Origin of the sequence: Virgibacillus sp. AGTR (assembly GCF_016919725.2) — a bacterium.
In the GTDB taxonomy this organism is placed as follows: Bacteria; Bacillota; Bacilli; order Bacillales; family Amphibacillaceae; genus Virgibacillus; species Virgibacillus salarius.
Genome location: NZ_JAJERH010000006.1, coordinates 58,840 through 77,962, shown reverse-complemented (window position 1 = coordinate 77,962; position 19,123 = coordinate 58,840). Strand labels below are relative to the sequence as shown.

Genomic DNA, 19,123 nt, shown 5'->3' with positions numbered 1-19,123 from the left:
TGGCCATGAGTAAAATTCGTGTCATTATTATTGACGATTCAGCTTTTATGCGTAAAGTGATTTCAGACATTTTAACAAGTGATAATCGTATGGAAGTAATTGCAACAGCTAGAAATGGTGAAGATGGAATCAATAAAGTTAAAAAATTACAACCAGATGTTGTTACCTTAGATATTCATATGCCCATTATGGATGGGATAACAGCTTTACGTGAATTAATGAACAGCAATCCTATACCAGTAGTTATGCTTTCAAGTGCCGCCTCTGAGGATACAACAATCAAGACAGTACAGGCAATTTCAAGTGGTGCAGTAGACTTTATTACGAAGCCATCTGGTCCCATCTCAATTGATATTGAAACGATGAAGCAGGAAATTATATCGAAGGTTATTACGGCGTCAAAGGTTAGATTACCTTTACAGCAGCAGGAGGAGAGGGCGAAGGAAAAACCCCCATCTTTACCAACTGGTCATGCTCGTGCTTTAACTAAATTCGCACAGAGTATTGTCGCAATCGGGACATCAACAGGTGGACCGAGAGCGCTTCAACAGATTATTACTCGATTACCTAAAAACATAAAAGCACCAGTTTTTATCGTACAACATATGCCAGCAGGTTTTACGAAATCTCTTGCTGAACGATTAAATCAAAAATCCCAGGTTACTGTAAAAGAAGCGATACATGGAGAAATAGTGAAAAACGGAACTGTTTATATTGCTCCAGGAGATTTACATATGAAACTAAAGTCTATCGGCACATCTGTAGCAATAGAACTAACGAAGGAAAAAGCAGTTAATGGACATAGACCATCGGTGGATGTGTTATTTACTTCACTTGCCAATGTAAAGCATGTTAATAAGCTGGCAGTCGTGCTTACTGGGATGGGGAGCGATGGTAGTAATGGTATCAAAGCTCTAAAGGCAGGGGATAAGGATACCGTTGTTATCGCTGAATCAGAAGAATCAGCTGTTGTTTATGGCATGCCCAAAGCAGCGGTGCGAACAAATCTCGTTACTAAAGAAGTGGTGTTAAGTGACATAAGCGACTTTATAACAAAATTATTATAGGTGGAGGGCTTTAATGTGGATACAACAGAGTATTTAGGAGTTTTTATTGATGAAAGTAATGAGCATTTAGAAGTTTTGTATAATCAGCTTTTAGCCTTAGAGAAAAACCCTAATGAAAAGAAAATCATTGAAGAGATTTTTCGAGCTGCTCATACATTAAAGGGAATGTCAGCAACAATGGGTTTTAGTGATTTAGCAAATTTAACCCATAAACTAGAAAATGTATTTGATGCAATCAAGTATGAGAAGGTTACTGTTAACGTCGAAATGATGGATATTTTATTCGCAGCAGTGGACCATTTAAATGAAATGGTAGAAGACATTTCGAGTGGTGGCGATGGCACGAGAGATGTTTCTCAAGCTGTTGAACAATTGCAGGCTATCGAAAGCGGGAATTCTGTTTCGGCTGTACAGATGAAAGAAGCAGATAGCACAACCCAGCAACAAGAAGCGACTCAGCTACAACATGTTCAGGGTTTAGATGAGTTTGAACTTACGATACTAAGTGAATCATCAGACCGTGGATATTCCAATTATGAGATTAACGTGACTTTAAGAGAAGACTGTCTCTTAAAAGGTGCAAGAGTATTTATGGTCTTTGAGGTTTTAGAGAAATTGGGAGAAATCGTTAAATCTGAGCCATCTGTAAATGAATTAGAAGAAGAACAATTTGATACTAGTTTTACAGTAATATTCATATCAGAACATTCTAAAGAAAAAATTTCAACAAATATAGAAAAAGTTTCAGAAATTGAACAAGTAGAAGTTCATACTTTCTCAGCAAGCACGTATAAAGCTGATCAACAAAGCAATGATAAAGCAAGGGATGAACAGCAGACCCAAGAAACGAAGTCCAATAAGGACAAAAAGCAGCAAAATTCTGCTAAAACTTCAGCAAACAAGACGATACGAGTTAATATTGACCGACTTGATGTCCTGATGAATTTATTCGAGGAGCTTGTCGTCGATCGAGGCAGATTAGAACAAATTTCTCTAGACTTAAACCATGGAGATTTACAGGAGACCGTAGAGCATATGTCTCGCGTGTCTAGTGATTTACAATCCATCATTTTAACGATGCGGATGGTGCCAATAGAGCAAGTGTTTAATAGGTTCCCTCGTATGATTCGCCAACTAGCAAGGGATCTAAATAAAAATGTGGAAATTGAGATTATTGGGGCAGAAACGGAACTAGATCGAACCGTAATAGATGAAATAGGTGATCCGCTCGTTCACTTAATACGGAATGCAATTGATCATGGTATTGAATCTCCAGACGAACGGTTAAAAAAAGGAAAGTCTGAACACGGAACGATTAAACTCGAAGCTTATCACAGTGGCAATCACGTTTTCATCGAAATTGAAGATGATGGTGCTGGTATAAATAAAGAAAAAGTATTAAAGAAAGCTATCGCAAATGGTGTTGTTAATGATAGTCAATCCGAATTATTGTCAGATCAGCAGATATTCGAATTGATTATGGCAAGTGGTTTTTCTACTGCAGATACGGTTTCAGATATATCCGGAAGAGGTGTAGGTCTAGACGTTGTTAAAAATACAATTGAATCATTAGGTGGAAGGATTTCGATTGATGCTAAGAAAGATCAAGGGTCTATCTTTTCTATACAATTACCTTTAACGTTATCCATTATTTCCGTATTGCTTATCGAATTACAAAATGAAAAATACGCTATTCCATTGTCATCCATTATTGAAACGGCAATTATTCATCGGGATGATATCATGCATGCACATAATACAAAAGTAATTGATTTTAGAGGGAAAGTGGTTCCATTAGCATTTCTCAATGATATTTTTACTGTTCCAGCAGATGATAATGTAATAGATAATGAATATATATCGGTTGTCATTGTTAAAAAAGGGAATAAAATGACAGGACTCGTTGTTGATGCCTTTATAGGACAACAGGAGGTAGTTTTAAAATCCTTAGGCAGTTATTTATCAAATACATTTGCTATTTCTGGAGCAACGATACTAGGTGATGGGGAAGTAGCTTTAATCGTAGATAGTAATGCATTAGTTATATAAAAATGATAATTGGAGGAGAAAAAAATGGAAAATGAAACGTTAATGAATAGGAAAGTAATTGTATTTCAATTAGAGGATGAAGAGTTCGCTGTCTCTGTGCAGCAGGTGGGATCTATTGAAAAGATGATTCCAATTACAAGAGTGCCACAAACAGCTGACTTTGTGAAAGGTGTCATAAATTTAAGAGGAGTGGTTACGCCTGTTATTGATTTACGATTACGTTTTGGGATGAAGGAAACAGCATTTTCTGATTCAACCAGAATTATTATTGTTTTCGTAGATGATATGGAAGTTGGTCTCGTAGTAGATGCTGCAAATGATGTGATTGATATTCCAGAAAATGAGATTGAACCTGCACCTGAAGTTATTGGTACGGTTGATGCGGATTATATAGAAGGGGTAGCAAAATTAGATGATCGTCTATTAATCCTTCTTAATTTGCAAAAAGTATTAACCGAAGATGAAATTCATGAATTAAAATCTGTCGAAGGATAATCGTTCATGGACTATACAAAACTCACGACCATACAGCGAGATGTTTTGCGAGAAATTGGAAATATTGGAGCAGGAAATGCGGCAACTTCCATGTCTAAATTACTAAATAGAAAAATAGATATGGAAGTTCCTTCCGTAAACGTTGTAAGCTATGACGAAATGATGGAGTTGCTGGGGGGGCCAGATGAAGTTATTGTTGCACTTTTATTCCGAATACAGGGCGTTGCACCAGGAACCGTTTATTTTATCCTATCAACTGAGAGGGCTGAAGCATTAGTTAGAGAAATAACAGGAGATCAAGCAATGAATTTACTTGCTTCTTCTGATAATGAACTAGCTATTTCTGTACTTAAAGAAACCGGAAATATTGTTACTGGTGCATACCTATCTGCTCTATCAGATTTCACACAAGTAAATATGCAGCCATCTGTTCCGTATCTCAGCATAGATATGGCAGGAGCGATTTTAACGGCAGGACTTATTGAACTATCACAAGTTACGGATTATGCAATCATTATCAATACGAAGATGAATCCCTCGCATCTATCTCATAGTATAGAAGGTCATTTTCTCTTTATTCCTGATCCAGACTCATTCCCAAAGTTATTTCAAGCGTTAGGAATAAATGGATATGAATAAAACAGCGTCGATCATCAAAGTAGGTATTGCAGATTTAAATGTTGTAACTCCTCCTATGAAAATTAGAACATCTGGATTAGGATCGTGTGTAGGAGTAGTAATTTATGATGAAACGGAAAAGGTTTCGGGATTGGCTCATATCCTGCTTCCAAATTCTCAATTGGCCAGACAGAAGCAATACAATCCGTATAAATATGCAGACACAGCCATCCCAAAATTAATTACAAAAATGATAGATTGTGGAGCTAATAAACATAAATTAAAAGCAAAAATTGCTGGTGGTGCGCAAATGTTTCAATTTGCTTCTGGTTCCGATATGATGCGAATTGGCCCTCGAAATGTAGAGGCAGTTTTAGATAAGCTAAAGGATTGTAATATTCCAGTAGTTGCTCAAGATGTGGGAGGAAATACTGGTAGAACAATAGAATTTGATCCAGAAACCAGTAAGCTAAAAATCAGAAAAATTAATAGAGAAGAAACCTTTATTTAGAATAGATCAGAGCAGATCGTAATAAAAGGGGTGTATATAATGATAGTGAATGAATCTCCTCATGAAGAGAAGCTGTGGGATGACTGGTTAGTTTATAATAACATGGATGCAGCAAATCAACTTATTGATAAATATATGTATCTTGTAAGTTTTCATGTGGAGAGAATTGCAAGTAACTTGCCGAGCAATGTCAATAGAGGGGATGTTAAGAGCTTTGGCTTAATGGGACTATATGATGCACTAAAGAAATTCGATCCGAGCAGAGATCTAAAATTCGATACGTATGCATCATTTCGGATTAAAGGTGCGATAATGGATGGATTACGAAGGGAAGATTGGTTGCCCCGCTCTTTACGAGATAAAACGAAGAAAATTGAGCAGGTGTCAAACCAAATAGAGCAAAAAAACCAAAGAAAGCCAACTACCGAAGAAATAGCAGACAACATCGGCATGACAGTGAAAGAGGTGGAGAGTGCAATGCGTGACTCACTTTTTGCTAATATATTGTCTATAGAAGATAAGCCAAGTGACCAGAAGATGAAGTTAAAAGAGGGGATTGGCTACTCTATCCCTGATGATAAAACAGTCGCACCAGAAGATCATATGATAAACAATGAATTAAAAGATGAACTTAAAGAAGGAATAAAGGCTTTAAATGAAAATGAACAAATGGTAATTAGTTTGTTTTATCACGAGGAGCTAACATTAACAGAAATTGGACAAGTACTAGGCTTAACTACTTCACGAATATCACAAATACACAAAAAATCGATAGTCAAACTTCGATCTACCTTAAAAAAAATACAATCCTTTTCATAAAGGGTGTTTATACAAAGTGAAGATTTGAAGAGTCGGGTATGTAAAAGAATATCAATTGCTTTGATAACTGCTATTACAATTGAAGTAAGCAAAATGCATAATGAATGGAATACAACATTAGCAATCATTCGATATATCTTTTCTCCTCACTTTTTAAAATCCATATAACGGGATGATGTGGAAGTAAAAGGAGGAAATACAAGTGGGTCAATTAGATGATATCTTTCAAGTAACTATTTCTAAGGATAAGATGGTCGCACAGTTAGATACGAAAGAACAAATAGAGAGAGAAATTAGTAGTATTTCGGATGAGGAAATTCGTCAATTCTTACGAGATCATCGAATTTTATATGGAGTCATGGAGGAATCAATATCTCAACTTTCTAGTAATTTGTCGGAAATAACCTTTCCAATAACGGTTGCAAAAGGGAAGCAAGTGAAACATGGTAAAGATGGGGTTTTGCAATATATCTCTGATTTTACAACAGATATCGTTCGTGATCGTAATTGGAATTTCAGGGATGTTATGCGGATTCCTACTGTGAGAAAAGGGGAAAAAATTGCAGAGCTGTATGACCCATCCGAAGGTGAATGTGGGTATACGATTGATGGTACAAAAATTGCCGCTCGACCTGGAAGACCAGCGGTTGTAAAGGCCGGGAAAAATGTTGTATATCGGGAGGAAGATCAATCCTTTTATGCTGCATCTGAGGGGCAATTAAGTAAGGTCGACAAGTGGATCCAAATTCAGCCTGTATTTGAAGTAGAAGAAACATTATCCATGAAAAATGGAAATCTTGATTTTGTAGGAACCATTATTATTCATGGAGATGTTCCCACTGGATATACAGTCAAGGCAAAAGGTGATGTTAAAATATTTGGTATGGTTGAGGCGGCTACGGTGATTGCTGGAGGTTCTGTTTATGTATCAGAGGGCTTGGCTGGCCAAGCAAAAGGAACTATAAGAGCGGACGAATCCATTAAAATTGGCTATATTAATCAAGGCATCGCTGTTGCTGGACAAGATTTATATGTAGAAAACTCCATTCTACATAGTAACTGTACGGTCAAGGGTCATGTTTTCTGTCAAAAAGGGAACATTATAGGAGGTGCCCTTTCTGCAGGTAAATCGATAGAAGCAAAGGACATTGGTAATCGTCTTAGCACGGAAACAGAGATTATATTCGGTGTAGATAAATCCATTGAAACGAAGGAAAGGCAGTTACAAGAGAAAAAAAAGGAATTAGAAGATACGCTGTCGAAATTAAGAATATTAGGCGAAAAAATAAAGCAAAGAGATATTGAGCAAAATCCAAAGCTCCGCATCACCCTACTTCGTCAAAAGAATTCATGGAACAAAACGAATGAACAACTTGAAGAAGTAACATTGCAACTTGATAAACTCAACTCCAGTATAGGTAGTGAACATTATGCAGAATTAATTGTAAGAAATTATATTTTTTCGAATGTAATCGTTGCATTTGGAAAATATCGACGAATTATCAAAGACAATCAACATTTTGTGAAAATGCATTTAGTAGATAATGAGATTGTTATTTATCCATTATTCGAATAGCCGTAAGGGGTGTAGATTTTATGGGTTGGAAATCGATAGAATTACAAGTTGCTATTCCTCGTTCTCAGGATGCAGGTAAAATGCAAGAGCAAATGCTAAAACAAAATGAGAATTTCCAAACATCACTTGCCCAAACACAGCTACAACAAGAAGAGCTAAAACGGAAACGAGTAATGGGGTCAAAGGATCTTCAGCAATTAAAATGGAAACAGCAACAAGATCAAAAAAGATTGAACGCTTCTATTCAAGCAAAAGATGAAGAAAAAGAGCGAGAACGAAAAGAATGGCGTCATCCTTATTTAGGAAAACGTGTAGATTTTAATGGATAAAAGAGGGATTCAATGACATCGTTTTTATTAATTATCAGCTTTTTGTTACATATTATTGCCTTTGCTGCTATTTATCAATTATTAAAACAGGTAAGGCAGCCAAATCAGCCAAACCAAATAAGTTCTGAAGAAATAAATTCTCTCCTCGACAACTATCTAGAAGAATTGAAAGAGGAAAATGACAGATTGATAAATCAGTTAACTACACATAGAGATAGAAAGTCCAAAGAGGTATCTGAGGCTTCTGCCACACAGGATTCTAAAAGGGCTGGAGAAATACAGCAAGCTCATTCCGAATACGAGCCAGAGGTTCACGAGGATGATCAAGTAGAAGCCTCTTTACAAGCAAGGATATTACATCTGTATAGCAAAGGGTTATCTATTACAGAAATTGCTCGGCAATTAAATTGTGGAAAGACGGAGGCTGAATTGATTATCAAAATGGCTGGTAAGCATGCATAGCATTAATTTTATGCACATAAATACGAAAAAATTCATATGTTTGACTTGATAAGTCTTCATGCTTATGATATATTATTTTTTGGTGTGAATACTATGTTCTTCGTAGGTTGAGCAAGTAATAAATACACACGTTTAGTGATTTGTAAATGTGGTGCCATGTAAATGGTCTGTTTGCAAAAATGATCTAAACGGAGGAAAAAAACCATTTAGGAGGAATTTTTAATGTCAGCAATTTCAATGAAGCAATTACTTGAAGCTGGTGTACATTTTGGACATCAGACCCGTCGCTGGAATCCAAAGATGAAAAAATACATCTTTACAGAGCGTAACGGAATTTATATCATTGATCTTCAAAAAACAGTGAAGAAGGTTGATGAAGCGTACAATTATGTAAAGGATGTTGTAGCTGATGGTGGTACAATCCTTTTCGTAGGTACAAAAAAACAAGCACAAGACTCTGTGCGTGATGAGGCAACTCGTTCTGGTATGTACTATGTAAACCAACGTTGGTTAGGTGGTACACTTACTAACTTCCAAACAATTCGTAAACGTATCAATCGTTTGAAAGATATCGAACGTATGGAAGAAGATGGCACATTTGAAGTGTTACCTAAAAAAGAAGTTGTTAACTTATTAAAAGAAAAAGATCGCCTAGTTAAATTCCTTGGTGGAATTAAAGAAATGAATAAACTACCTGATGCATTGTTTGTCATTGATCCACGTAAAGAACGAATTGCGATTGCAGAGGCGCATAAATTAAATATTCCGATTATCGGAATTGTGGATACAAACTGTGACCCTGATGAAATTGATTATGTAATTCCTGCAAACGATGATGCTATTCGTGCGGTGAAACTTTTGACTTCAAAAATGGCAGATGCTATTTTAGAGGTGAAACAAGGGGAAGAAACAGAAGAAGTGCAAGAAGAGCAACAGGAAGCAACCGATTCTGAAACAGAACAAGAGTAATCAATTGAAAGGTGAGGGTGATAAGAGGATAAGAGCCTTTTATCACCTTTTTTAAAGAACGAGATACTACATTGATTATCCAAAGGAGGATTTTTATGGCTATTACTGCAAAAATGGTAAAAGAATTACGTGAAAAAACTGGCGCAGGTATGATGGATTGTAAAAAAGCGCTACAAGAAACGGACGGAGATATTGAGAAAGCAATTGATTATCTTCGTGAAAAAGGAATTTCAAAAGCAGCGAAGAAGGCTGACCGAATTGCTGCGGAGGGTTCAACGTACATTGAAATAGACGGTAATAAAGCAGTTCTTTTAGAAGTTAACTGTGAAACAGATTTCGTAACCAAGAATGATCAGTTTAAACAATTACTTTCTGATTTAGCAAAACATTTACTTAATCGTAACCCTGCAACGCTGGAAGAAGCGTTGCAACAAGAAATGGATGGTAGTGGAGACACTGTAGAGAATTACATTAATTCTGCTGTTGCAAAAATTGGTGAGAAATTATCGCTACGCCGTTTTACAATCTTGTCAAAAACAGACAACGACGCATTTGGTGAGTATTTGCATATGGGTGGCCGCATCGGTGTATTAACGCTACTAGAAGGTACAACAGACGAGCAAGTAGCGAAAGATGTTGCGATGCATGTAGCAGCAGTAAACCCTCGTTATGTATCACGTGATGCTGTATCTGATGAAGAGGTAAACCATGAGCGTGAAGTATTAAAAGCTCAAGCTTTAAATGAAGGTAAGCCAGAACATATTGTCGAAAAAATGGTTGAAGGACGCCTTGGTAAATTCTTTGAAGAAATTTGTTTATTAGAACAAAGCTTCGTTAAAGATCCAGATCAAAAAGTGAAAAAATATGTAACGGATAAGGGCGCATCTGTACAAACATTTGTACGATATGAAGTTGGCGAAGGTATGGAAAAACGTGATGAAAACTTCGCTGATGAAGTAATGAGCCAAATTAAAAAATAAATGGTAGGTCAATAGGGAGCACAATAGTTGTTCCCTATTTCTCCATCTATCCCCAAGTGAACAAAACTACAAAACAATATCAAATTTCTATGGAGGTTATTATGACAACAGCTCGTTACCGTAGAATCGTACTTAAATTAAGTGGAGAAGCTTTAAGTGGCGAACAAGGATATGGCATTGAACCTAAAATTATTCAGTCTATCGCTAATCAAGTGAAAGAAGTTGCCGAGTTAGATGTTGAGATCGCAATCGTCGTAGGTGGTGGAAATATCTGGCGAGGCAAGGTTGGTAGTGAAATGGGTATGGATCGTGCTACTGCTGACTATATGGGAATGTTAGCAACAATTATGAATTCTCTAGCACTTCAAGATGGACTGGAAAATATGGGTATACCTACTAGAGTACAGACATCAATCGAAATGCGACAAGTGGCTGAGCCATACATAAGGAGAAAAGCAATTCGTCATTTGGAGAAAAAACGTGTTGTCATTTTTGCTGCCGGTACAGGAAATCCTTTCTTTTCAACTGATACTACTGCTGCTTTACGCGCAGCTGAAATCGAAGCTGAAGTAATCCTTATGGCTAAGAATAATGTAGATGGCGTATATACAGATGATCCAAAGGTTAATAAAGATGCGCAAAAATATGAAAATCTATCTTATATGGAAATGCTGAATGAAGGACTAGGAGTTATGGATTCTACTGCTTCCACATTATGTATGGATAATGATATTCCATTAGTTGTTTTTTCTATTATGGAAGAAGGAAATATTAAACGAGTAGTCCAAGGAGATAATATTGGAACTACGATAAGGGGGAAATAAAGATGTCTGAAGGTATTATGAAACAAATGAAAGAAAAAATGGAGCAAGCAGTTCAAGCATTCTCGAAAAATTTAGCAACTGTTCGAGCAGGTAGAGCAAACCCTAATTTGTTAGATAGTGTATATGTTGATTATTATGGTACATCTACACCGTTAAATCAGTTAGCTTCCGTAACGGCACCTGAGGCACGTTTATTGGTTATTACACCGTATGATAAATCCGCCATCTCCGATGTAGAAAAAGCAATTCAAAAAGCCGATTTAGGATTATCACCTTCTAGTGATGGGAATGTGATTCGCATTAATATCCCAACACTAACTGAGGAACGCAGAAAAGATTTAGTGAAAGTAGTTGGAAAATACGCGGAGGAATCTCGTGTGCAAGTAAGAAATATTCGTCGTGAAGCCAATGATCAATTGAAAAAAGACGATAGTCTGCCTGAGGATGAATTACGAGGTGCCCAAGATGAAGTTCAAAAGGTAACCGATAATCATATTGCAAAAATAGATCAACTTGCTAAAGATAAAGAAAAAGAAATTATGGAAGTTTAGTCTAATACCGTGTAAAATAAGATGTATAAGCCCTCTTGTTTAAGGGGGCTTTTGTATTCTTATGCCAAAATCGTTATAATATAAAATGATTTGGTGATATAATGATGATTTATCCAGAATGGACTGGCATATAATCAATGCGGTTTACATATAGATGATAGTTGTAGAATCATGATATGGATAATCAACAGCATTCGGAGGACAAAAAATGTCAATTAGACTTCCTTTTATAAAAAATAAACAAAAGACATCGAACGATAAACAAATGGAGATGGAGACCGAGAACATCCCCAATCATGTAGCCATAATAATGGATGGAAATGGAAGATGGGCTAAGAAACGTGCCCTACCAAGAATTGCAGGTCATAAGGAAGGGGTTAATTCAGTAGTAAAAGTAGTGCGAGCTGCTTATAAGTCGAACATAAAAGTACTAACCCTTTATGCTTTTTCAACTGAAAATTGGAAAAGACCTAAGCCTGAAATAGAATATTTGATGAAGTTGCCGAAAGAATTCCTACATATTCATTTACCAGAGTTAATGGAGAAAAATGTTCGAATTCAAACAATTGGAGATTTTGAATCTTTGCCTACGCATACGAAAAAAGCTGTTCAATACGCTATTGATAAAACAAAGGGTAATGATGGATTATTGCTTAATTTTGCTTTAAACTATGGAAGTAGAGATGAAATAATGCAAGCGATAAAACAGATTATGACAGATATTGATGGTTCCAAACTAAGCATTGATTCATTGGATGAACAAATCTTCTCTAAATATCTATATACGCAGGGATTAAGTGATCCGGATTTATTAATTCGTACAAGTGGCGAACAACGACTAAGTAACTTTCTTTTATGGCAGTTAGCCTATACCGAATTCTGGTTTACCGATGTCCTTTGGCCAGATTTTTCGGAAGAAGTATTTCAAGAAGCTATTCAAGAGTATCAGCAACGTCAACGACGCTATGGCGGAATTTAAGGTGAGGAATTGCGATGAAACAAAGAATTATTACAGCCATTATTGCGCTAATTATATTTGTGCCCTTTGTCATTATCGGAGGGATGCCTTTTCAACTTTTGGTTTATGCAATGGCCACAATTGGCTTTGTTGAATTGATAAGAATGGGTAAAATTTCCAAGTATTCCATTCCATCCATCTTAGGAATTGGATTAGTGTGGTTAATTTTGATGCAAGAGAGTAATACAGATTTAACTCCTTTAGCTTGGTTTACAAAGTCAGAAGTCATTATGCTAATGGTACTACTCTTATTATCGTATACGGTACTCGTTAAGAACAAGTTTACTTTTGATCATGCTGGAGTAGTGCTTTTATCAGCTATTTATGTAGGAATGGGATTTTATTATTTAATTGAAGCGCGAGTTGGACCTGAAAGCACCGACGCATTAGCAACGATACTTTACGTATTTCTTATTATTTGGGCAACAGATACAGGTGCATATTTTTTTGGACGAGCATTCGGTAAACGGAAGCTTTGGCCAAAAATCAGTCCGAATAAGACGGTTGAGGGTGCGCTAGGAGGCGTTTTTTTAGCAATTGTTGTTGGCGTGATCTTTCAGGCTATTCATCCAATAGAAGATTCATTTCTAGCAATTATTAGTGTATCTCTATTGGCATCTATTTTTGGTCAAATTGGTGACTTAGTCGAGTCCGCATTTAAACGTCACTATGAAGTAAAAGATTCAGGAAATGTATTACCAGGACATGGAGGTATATTAGACCGGTTTGATAGTTTATTGTTTGTAATGCCTATATTACATTTGGTTGGTTTTTTTAACTAAACAATGCAGGCAATAAATATTTGTAGGATGTCTATAATATACTAGTATAGGTAAGAATTCACAGATAAAAGGTTATTAATTTATCCTCTAAAGGAAGGTGCTTTCTTTGAACACAGTTATCGCTTTTATATTCATGTTTGGCTTACTCGTGTTTATCCATGAATGGGGCCATTTAATTTTTGCAAAACGCGCAGGTATGCTCGCTAGAGAATTCGCGATCGGCTTTGGTCCGAAAATATTTGCTTTTACTAGAAATGAAACTGTATATACAATACGGCTCCTTCCAATCGGTGGATATGTCCGAGTTGCTGGAGAGGATCCAGAAATTATCGAATTGAAACCAGGCCACCATGTTGGTCTTGAATTTAACGATGCAGGAAAAGTAAATAAGATTATTGTAAATCATAAATCGAAGCACCCAAATGCTCGTATTATTGAAGTAGAACATGCGGACTTAGATCACAAATTACGAATTGAAGGCTATGAGGTTGATGAGCAAGACGAAAAACTTAGCTTCGAAGTCGATCCGAAGGCATTTTTTGTAATGGATGAAAGAGAAACGCAAATCGCTCCGTATGATCGTCAATTTGCCTCCAAAACGATAGGTCAACGTGCTATGCAGCTTTTTGCTGGTCCTATGATGAATTTTGTTCTTGCAATTGTTATCTTTTTAATACTTGGACTTATTCAAGGAGTTCCGGTTGAAGAGGCAAAAATGGGGCAAATACAACCAGATAGCCCTGCTCAAGAAGCAGGTATGAAGAGCGATGATGAGGTTATCAAGATAGAAGATCAATCGGTTTCAACGTGGAAGGAATTTACTTCCATTGTAAGAAAGAACCCTGGGGAAGAACTAGATATTGTTGTACTTCGTAATGGGGAAGAAGTTCCATTAACGATTGTTCCAGCAGAGGTGCCTGGACAAGAAGGTCAAGGTTCATATGGACAGATCGGAGTATACCAAGGGTTCGAGAAATCGGTTCTCGGCACAATAACATATGGTTTTACGCAAACATTTGAAACAACAAAATTAATAGTAACTAACTTAGCCATGCTAATTACTGGACAATTACCAATTGAAACATTATCAGGACCTGTTGGTATATATGATGCAACAGATCAAATTGTTCAAACTGGATTTATGAACTTTTTAATGTGGACGGCCATGCTAAGTATTAACTTAGGAATCGTCAATCTAGTTCCACTTCCAGCTTTAGATGGAGGGAGACTGTTATTTGTAGGAATAGAAGCTGTGAGAGGGAAACCAATCTCTCCAGAAAAGGAAGGATTGTTTCATTTCGTCGGTTTTGCTTTGCTCATGCTTCTTATGATCATTGTTACATGGAATGATATTCAGGAATTATTTCTATAGTGGCTACCGTGGTAATCAAAAATTTTGAGCAAAAGTCCAAGCTCCCGTAGCGACTGGAGCGAGTCAGCTAGGATAAAGGAATCGAGCCGATGACGCCTTATCGTATTGCGATTCGTGAAGTCGCCTAGCTGGACGCGGTTCAACACGCCCATAATTACCCACATAGGCTAATTTTATAATTTCCTAGACAACAAGAAAACCCTTGTCAAATAAGTGTTGGCAAGGGTTTCCACTATGTAAAAATGAATGATTGGTCAATACAGTGATGGTTCACTATAATTAATGTATGAGATGAATGATCCCTTCCTGAAGGTTATTCTTTCTAGTAAGGGTGAGGGGTAGGAGGATGAAAATGAATATCTCTAAAAAAGAAAAGATGGATGTACTTTTAAAACAATTGGATATTACTCAGGAGCATCTCCCATATTTTGAGAATAGCTATTTAGATAAATTGGAAGTGTATAAACAGTCTAAAACATGGCATTTTCATATTAATACAGAACAAGTGCTACCGTGGGAAGTATACCAAGTGTTTGAAAGTAAACTGCGTAACAGCTTCCAACAAATTGCAGAGGTAGACATTTCTATTGTTACGAATGAAAAATCTTGTGATACGGATACGACAGTAAAATATTGGCAGCACTTTATACAGTCACTTACAAATTTGTCTCCAGCATATAAAGAAATGGTGCAAAATCAAATTCCTCAAATTCAAAATAATAACATCATTTTAACAGCTAGGAATGAAGCTGAAGCTACTGCACTGAAAAAACGACTTGAAACAACCTTTAAAAGTTATTGCCAAAAAACTGGGCTGCCGTTGTATGCAATGCAAATGGAAGTAAAGACGGAGGAAGCTGATTTCCAGAAATTTAAGGAACAAAAAGCTTTAGAGGATCAACAGCTAGTACTAAAAACCGTACAAGAAAAAGAAAAGCGGGATCAGAACAACGGACAAAATGATAATAAGCCACTTATGCTTGGATATAAAATTCAGGATGAACCGATAAGAATGGAAGAAATCCAAGAAGAGGAACGGCGAATAACCGTTCAGGGCTATATATTTTCATCCGAAATACGTAAGCTACGTTCTGGTAGAAGCTTGCTGATAATCAAGGCCACCGACTATTCCGATTCTCTTCAAATCAAAATGTTTTCCAAAGGCGATGAGGATGCAGAGAAATTTGAAGCAGCTAAAAAGGGGATGTGGATTAAGGCGAGAGGGAGTATACAAACGGACATGTATACGAATGAATTGGCCATGATGGCTAATGATATTCAGGAAGTGAAAGTAGCACCTCGTATGGATGATGCGCCGGATGAAGAAAAAAGAGTGGAATTACATGCTCATACAACAATGAGCCAGATGGATGCAGTCGTATCGCCAGCAAATTTGATTGGACAAGCTGCAAAATGGGGTCATAAAGCAGTTGCTATTACAGATCATGCAGGTGTACAAGGCTTTCCAGATGCTTATGCAGCAGGCCAAAAGAATGGAATTAAAGTGTTATATGGTGTTGAAGCAAATTTAGTAGATGATGGCGTGCCAATTGCCTATAATGAAAAGAATCTTGACTTAGAGACAGGCACATACATTGTATTCGACGTGGAAACAACGGGTCTTTCGGCAGTATATGATACAATCATTGAATTAGCTGCTGTGAAAATTCATCAAGGTGAGATCGTTGATCGATTTGAATCTTTTGCTAATCCACATCATCCCTTGTCTCAGACAACTACAGATTTAACAGGAATTACGGATGAGATGGTACAAGATGCACCTGAGGTGGAAGATGTATTAAAAGATTTTCATAGCTGGATGGGGAACGATATATTAGTAGCTCACAATGCTAGTTTTGATATGGGATTCTTAAACCAAGGATTTAAGAAAATAAATTATAACAAAGCAGATAATGCTGTCATTGATACATTAGAGCTTGCTAGATTTTTATTCCCACAATTGAAAAATCATCGTTTAAATACGTTATGTAAACATCTTGATATTGAGCTTACTCAACATCACCGAGCTATTTATGATGCAGAGGCAACAGGTTATTTGTTATGGAAGTTAGTGCAAGCATTACTAAAAAAAGAAATTACGAATCATAATCAATTAAATAATCACATGGGTGAAGGAAATGCATATCAACGATCACGTCCTTTTCACTGTATTTTACTTGCGAAGACTCAAGAGGGTTTAAAGAATATATATAAATTAGTATCTCATGCACACATTGATTATTTCTATCGAGTTCCTCGAATTCCTAGATCTTTATTACAAAAGTATCGGGAAGGTATATTAATTGGTTCAGCATGTGATCAAGGTGAAGTATTTGAGACAATCATGCAGAAGTCCGAAGAAGAGGCGGAAAGTGTAGCGGAATTTTATGATTATATAGAAGTGCAGCCACCTGCTAATTACACCCATTTAATCGAGAAGGACCTTGTGCAAAACGAAGCACAGATCTTAGATATTTTAAAGAAACTAGTAAAGTTAGGCGACAGAATCGGAAAGCGAGTAGTTGCAACTGGAAATGTCCATTATCTTCATGATCATGATCAGGTATATCGCCAAATTTTAGTTGCTTCACAAGCAGGAAATCCATTAAATCGAGTAACATTACCTAAAACACCATTCCGTACAACAAATGAGATGCTGAAAGCTTTTCACTTTTTAGGAGAAGCGAAAGCGAAGGAAATTGTAGTTACTAATTCGGCTATGATTGCTGAGGAGATAGAAGACATTTCCCCAGTAAAGGATGGATTATTCACACCAACGATTGAAGGCGCTGATCAAGAAATGAGAGATTTGTGTTACACGCGTGCGAAAAAAATTTACGGTGATCCAGTTCCAGAGATTGTAACCAATCGTTTGGAAAAGGAATTGGAAAGCATTATTGGTCACGGTTTTGCAGTTATCTATTTGATTTCTCATAAACTGGTTAAGAAATCGTTAGATGATGGTTATTTAGTTGGATCACGTGGTTCTGTTGGTTCTTCCTTTGTGGCTACAATGACAGAAATAACTGAAGTCAATCCTTTACCTCCACATTATGTATGTGAAGCTTGCCATTATAATGAATTCATAACGGATGGTTCTGTAGGTAGTGGTTTTGACTTACCTGATAAAACATGTCCAAATTGTGATAAGCCATTAACGAAGGATGGTCAAGACATACCATTTGAAACGTTCTTAGGATTTAAAGGAGATAAGGTTCCAGATATTGATTTAAACTTCTCAGGTGATTATCAGCCCCGTGCTCACAATTTTACAAAAGAGCTGTTCGGAGTAGATAATGTTTATCGAGCTGGGACAATTGGTACGATTGCAGAAAAAACTGCTTATGGGTATGTGAAAGGTTTTGCATCTGATAAACAACTTGTTTATAAAAATGCGGAAGTAGATCGATTAGTGCAAGGATGTACAGGAGTGAAGCGTACAACTGGGCAACACCCAGGTGGTATCATTGTTGTGCCAGATGATAAAGAAATATTTGATTTCACTCCAATTCAATTTCCAGCAGATGATCGGAATAGTGAATGGCGAACGACACATTTTGACTTTCACTCTATCCATGATAATTTATTAAAGTTAGATATTCTCGGACACGATGATCCGACAGTAATTAGAATGCTTCAAGATCTTAGCGGAATTGATCCGAAAACAATACCAACGGATGATCCTGATGTGATGACTATATTTTCAGGACCAGAAGCACTTGGGGTTAACGCAGAACAAATTAATTGTAAGACGGGCACATTAGGAGTTCCAGAATTTGGAACAAAGTTTGTTCGGCAAATGCTAGAAGATACGAAGCCTAATACGTTTGCAGAATTGGTAATTATATCGGGACTGTCTCACGGTACAGATGTATGGCTAGGAAATGCTCAAGAATTGATTAATGATGGTATTTGTAAGTTACCTGATGTAATTGGTTGCCGCGATGATATTATGGTGTATTTAATGCATAAAGGACTTGATGCTTCGCTAGCGTTTAAGATCATGGAATTTGTTCGTAAAGGTAAGGGGCTTCAAGATGATTGGATTGCTGAAATGAAAAAACATGATGTACCAGACTGGTATATTGAATCATGCAAAAAAATTAAATATATGTTCCCTAAAGCACATGCTGCTGCATATGTGTTAATGGCAGTGCGAATCGCATATTTTAAAGTTCATCATCCGATTTTCTTTTATGCCGCTTACTTCACGGTGCGTGCAGATGACTTTGAATTGGACACAATGATCAAAGGCTCTAATGCGATACGTAATCGTATTGAGACGATCACAGCAAAAGGAAATGATGCTTCGCCTAAAGAAAAGAATTTACTAACCGTACTCGAATTGTCATTAGAAATGTGCGAAAGAGGCTTTTCATTCAAAAAAGTGGATTTATATAAATCGAGTGCTTCTGAATTTATTGTAGATGGTGATGCGCTCATTCCTCCATTTAATGCTGTGGATGGATTGGGTACTAATGCTGCAATAAATATTGTAAAGGCTAGAGAAGAAGGAGAATTTTTGTCAAAAGAAGATTTAAGAGAACGTAGCAAAATTTCAAAAACAGTTTTGGAGTATTTGGATAATCACGGCTGTTTAGAAGGAATGGCTGAGAAAAACCAATTATCACTATTCTAGTGTAATTCTGTTGGCTGAGCTTCTCCATTTTAAGTTTATTTGGGGGTTGTAATGGATATACT

The 19,123-nt window shown here is 36.7% G+C and carries 17 protein-coding genes; all 17 read left to right on the top strand.

All coding sequences use genetic code 11. The features are described from left to right. Window positions 1-5: 5 nt before the first annotated feature. The 17 genes from JUJ52_RS04685 (at window position 6) to JUJ52_RS04605 (ending at window position 19,061) form a co-directional block, all read left to right on the top strand. The gene (locus JUJ52_RS04685; protein WP_026680913.1) at window positions 6-1,067 is read left to right on the top strand and encodes a protein-glutamate methylesterase/protein-glutamine glutaminase; all 1,062 of its coding nucleotides are present in this window, start codon (window positions 6-8) and stop codon (window positions 1,065-1,067) included. Window positions 1,068-1,082: 15 nt separating this feature from the next. Further along, a complete protein-coding gene (locus JUJ52_RS04680) occupies window positions 1,083-3,116 on the top strand; it encodes a chemotaxis protein CheA (RefSeq protein ID WP_026680914.1) in 2,034 nt (677 codons plus the stop codon). Between the two features lie 24 nt (window positions 3,117-3,140). Then, entirely contained in the window at window positions 3,141-3,611 is a 471-nt protein-coding gene (locus tag JUJ52_RS04675) for a chemotaxis protein CheW (RefSeq protein ID WP_026680915.1), read from the top strand. A 6-nt stretch (window positions 3,612-3,617) separates the two neighbouring features. Next, window positions 3,618-4,250 (top strand): chemotaxis protein CheC, encoded by a 633-nt coding sequence (locus tag JUJ52_RS04670; protein WP_026680916.1) that lies wholly within the window; start codon window positions 3,618-3,620, stop codon window positions 4,248-4,250. Further along, window positions 4,243-4,740 carry a chemotaxis protein CheD gene (locus JUJ52_RS04665; protein WP_026680917.1) on the top strand — a complete coding sequence of 166 codons (498 nt, stop codon included), beginning with the start codon at window positions 4,243-4,245 and terminating at the stop codon, window positions 4,738-4,740. Before JUJ52_RS04670 ends, JUJ52_RS04665 begins: the two co-directional genes overlap by 8 nt. A gap of 39 nt (window positions 4,741-4,779) precedes the next feature. Further along, complete coding sequence (locus JUJ52_RS04660) at window positions 4,780-5,559, top strand: FliA/WhiG family RNA polymerase sigma factor (protein ID WP_026680918.1); 780 nt, start codon at window positions 4,780-4,782, stop codon at window positions 5,557-5,559. A 202-nt stretch (window positions 5,560-5,761) separates the two neighbouring features. After that, on the top strand, window positions 5,762-7,135 hold the full coding sequence (locus tag JUJ52_RS04655; protein WP_205388602.1) for a flagellar assembly protein A: 1,374 nt from the start codon (window positions 5,762-5,764) through the stop codon (window positions 7,133-7,135). 20 nt (window positions 7,136-7,155) lie between these two features. Next, complete coding sequence (locus tag JUJ52_RS04650; RefSeq protein ID WP_026680920.1) at window positions 7,156-7,464, top strand: hypothetical protein; 309 nt, start codon at window positions 7,156-7,158, stop codon at window positions 7,462-7,464. A gap of 12 nt (window positions 7,465-7,476) precedes the next feature. After that, window positions 7,477-7,926, top strand: a complete 450-nt coding sequence (locus JUJ52_RS04645; RefSeq protein ID WP_026680921.1) for a DUF6115 domain-containing protein — start codon at window positions 7,477-7,479, stop codon at window positions 7,924-7,926. A 222-nt stretch (window positions 7,927-8,148) separates the two neighbouring features. Further along, window positions 8,149-8,895 carry a 30S ribosomal protein S2 gene (rpsB, locus tag JUJ52_RS04640; protein ID WP_026680922.1) on the top strand — a complete coding sequence of 249 codons (747 nt, stop codon included), beginning with the start codon at window positions 8,149-8,151 and terminating at the stop codon, window positions 8,893-8,895. A 95-nt stretch (window positions 8,896-8,990) separates the two neighbouring features. After that, window positions 8,991-9,875 (top strand): translation elongation factor Ts, encoded by an 885-nt coding sequence (gene tsf / locus JUJ52_RS04635; RefSeq protein ID WP_121605218.1) that lies wholly within the window; start codon window positions 8,991-8,993, stop codon window positions 9,873-9,875. Window positions 9,876-9,976: 101 nt separating this feature from the next. Beyond that, window positions 9,977-10,699 (top strand): UMP kinase, encoded by a 723-nt coding sequence (gene pyrH, locus JUJ52_RS04630; RefSeq protein WP_026680924.1) that lies wholly within the window; start codon window positions 9,977-9,979, stop codon window positions 10,697-10,699. 2 nt (window positions 10,700-10,701) lie between these two features. Further along, window positions 10,702-11,250 (top strand): ribosome recycling factor, encoded by a 549-nt coding sequence (gene frr / locus JUJ52_RS04625; protein WP_026680925.1) that lies wholly within the window; start codon window positions 10,702-10,704, stop codon window positions 11,248-11,250. Window positions 11,251-11,458: 208 nt separating this feature from the next. Further along, entirely contained in the window at window positions 11,459-12,229 is a 771-nt protein-coding gene (locus JUJ52_RS04620; protein WP_026680926.1) for an undecaprenyl pyrophosphate synthase, read from the top strand. 14 nt (window positions 12,230-12,243) lie between these two features. Further along, on the top strand, window positions 12,244-13,050 hold the full coding sequence (locus JUJ52_RS04615; RefSeq protein WP_026680927.1) for a phosphatidate cytidylyltransferase: 807 nt from the start codon (window positions 12,244-12,246) through the stop codon (window positions 13,048-13,050). Window positions 13,051-13,156: 106 nt separating this feature from the next. Continuing rightward, entirely contained in the window at window positions 13,157-14,422 is a 1,266-nt protein-coding gene (rseP, locus tag JUJ52_RS04610) for an RIP metalloprotease RseP (RefSeq protein WP_026680928.1), read from the top strand. Between the two features lie 352 nt (window positions 14,423-14,774). Further along, the gene (locus JUJ52_RS04605; protein ID WP_205388601.1) at window positions 14,775-19,061 is read left to right on the top strand and encodes a PolC-type DNA polymerase III; all 4,287 of its coding nucleotides are present in this window, start codon (window positions 14,775-14,777) and stop codon (window positions 19,059-19,061) included. Window positions 19,062-19,123: the final 62 nt, after the last annotated feature.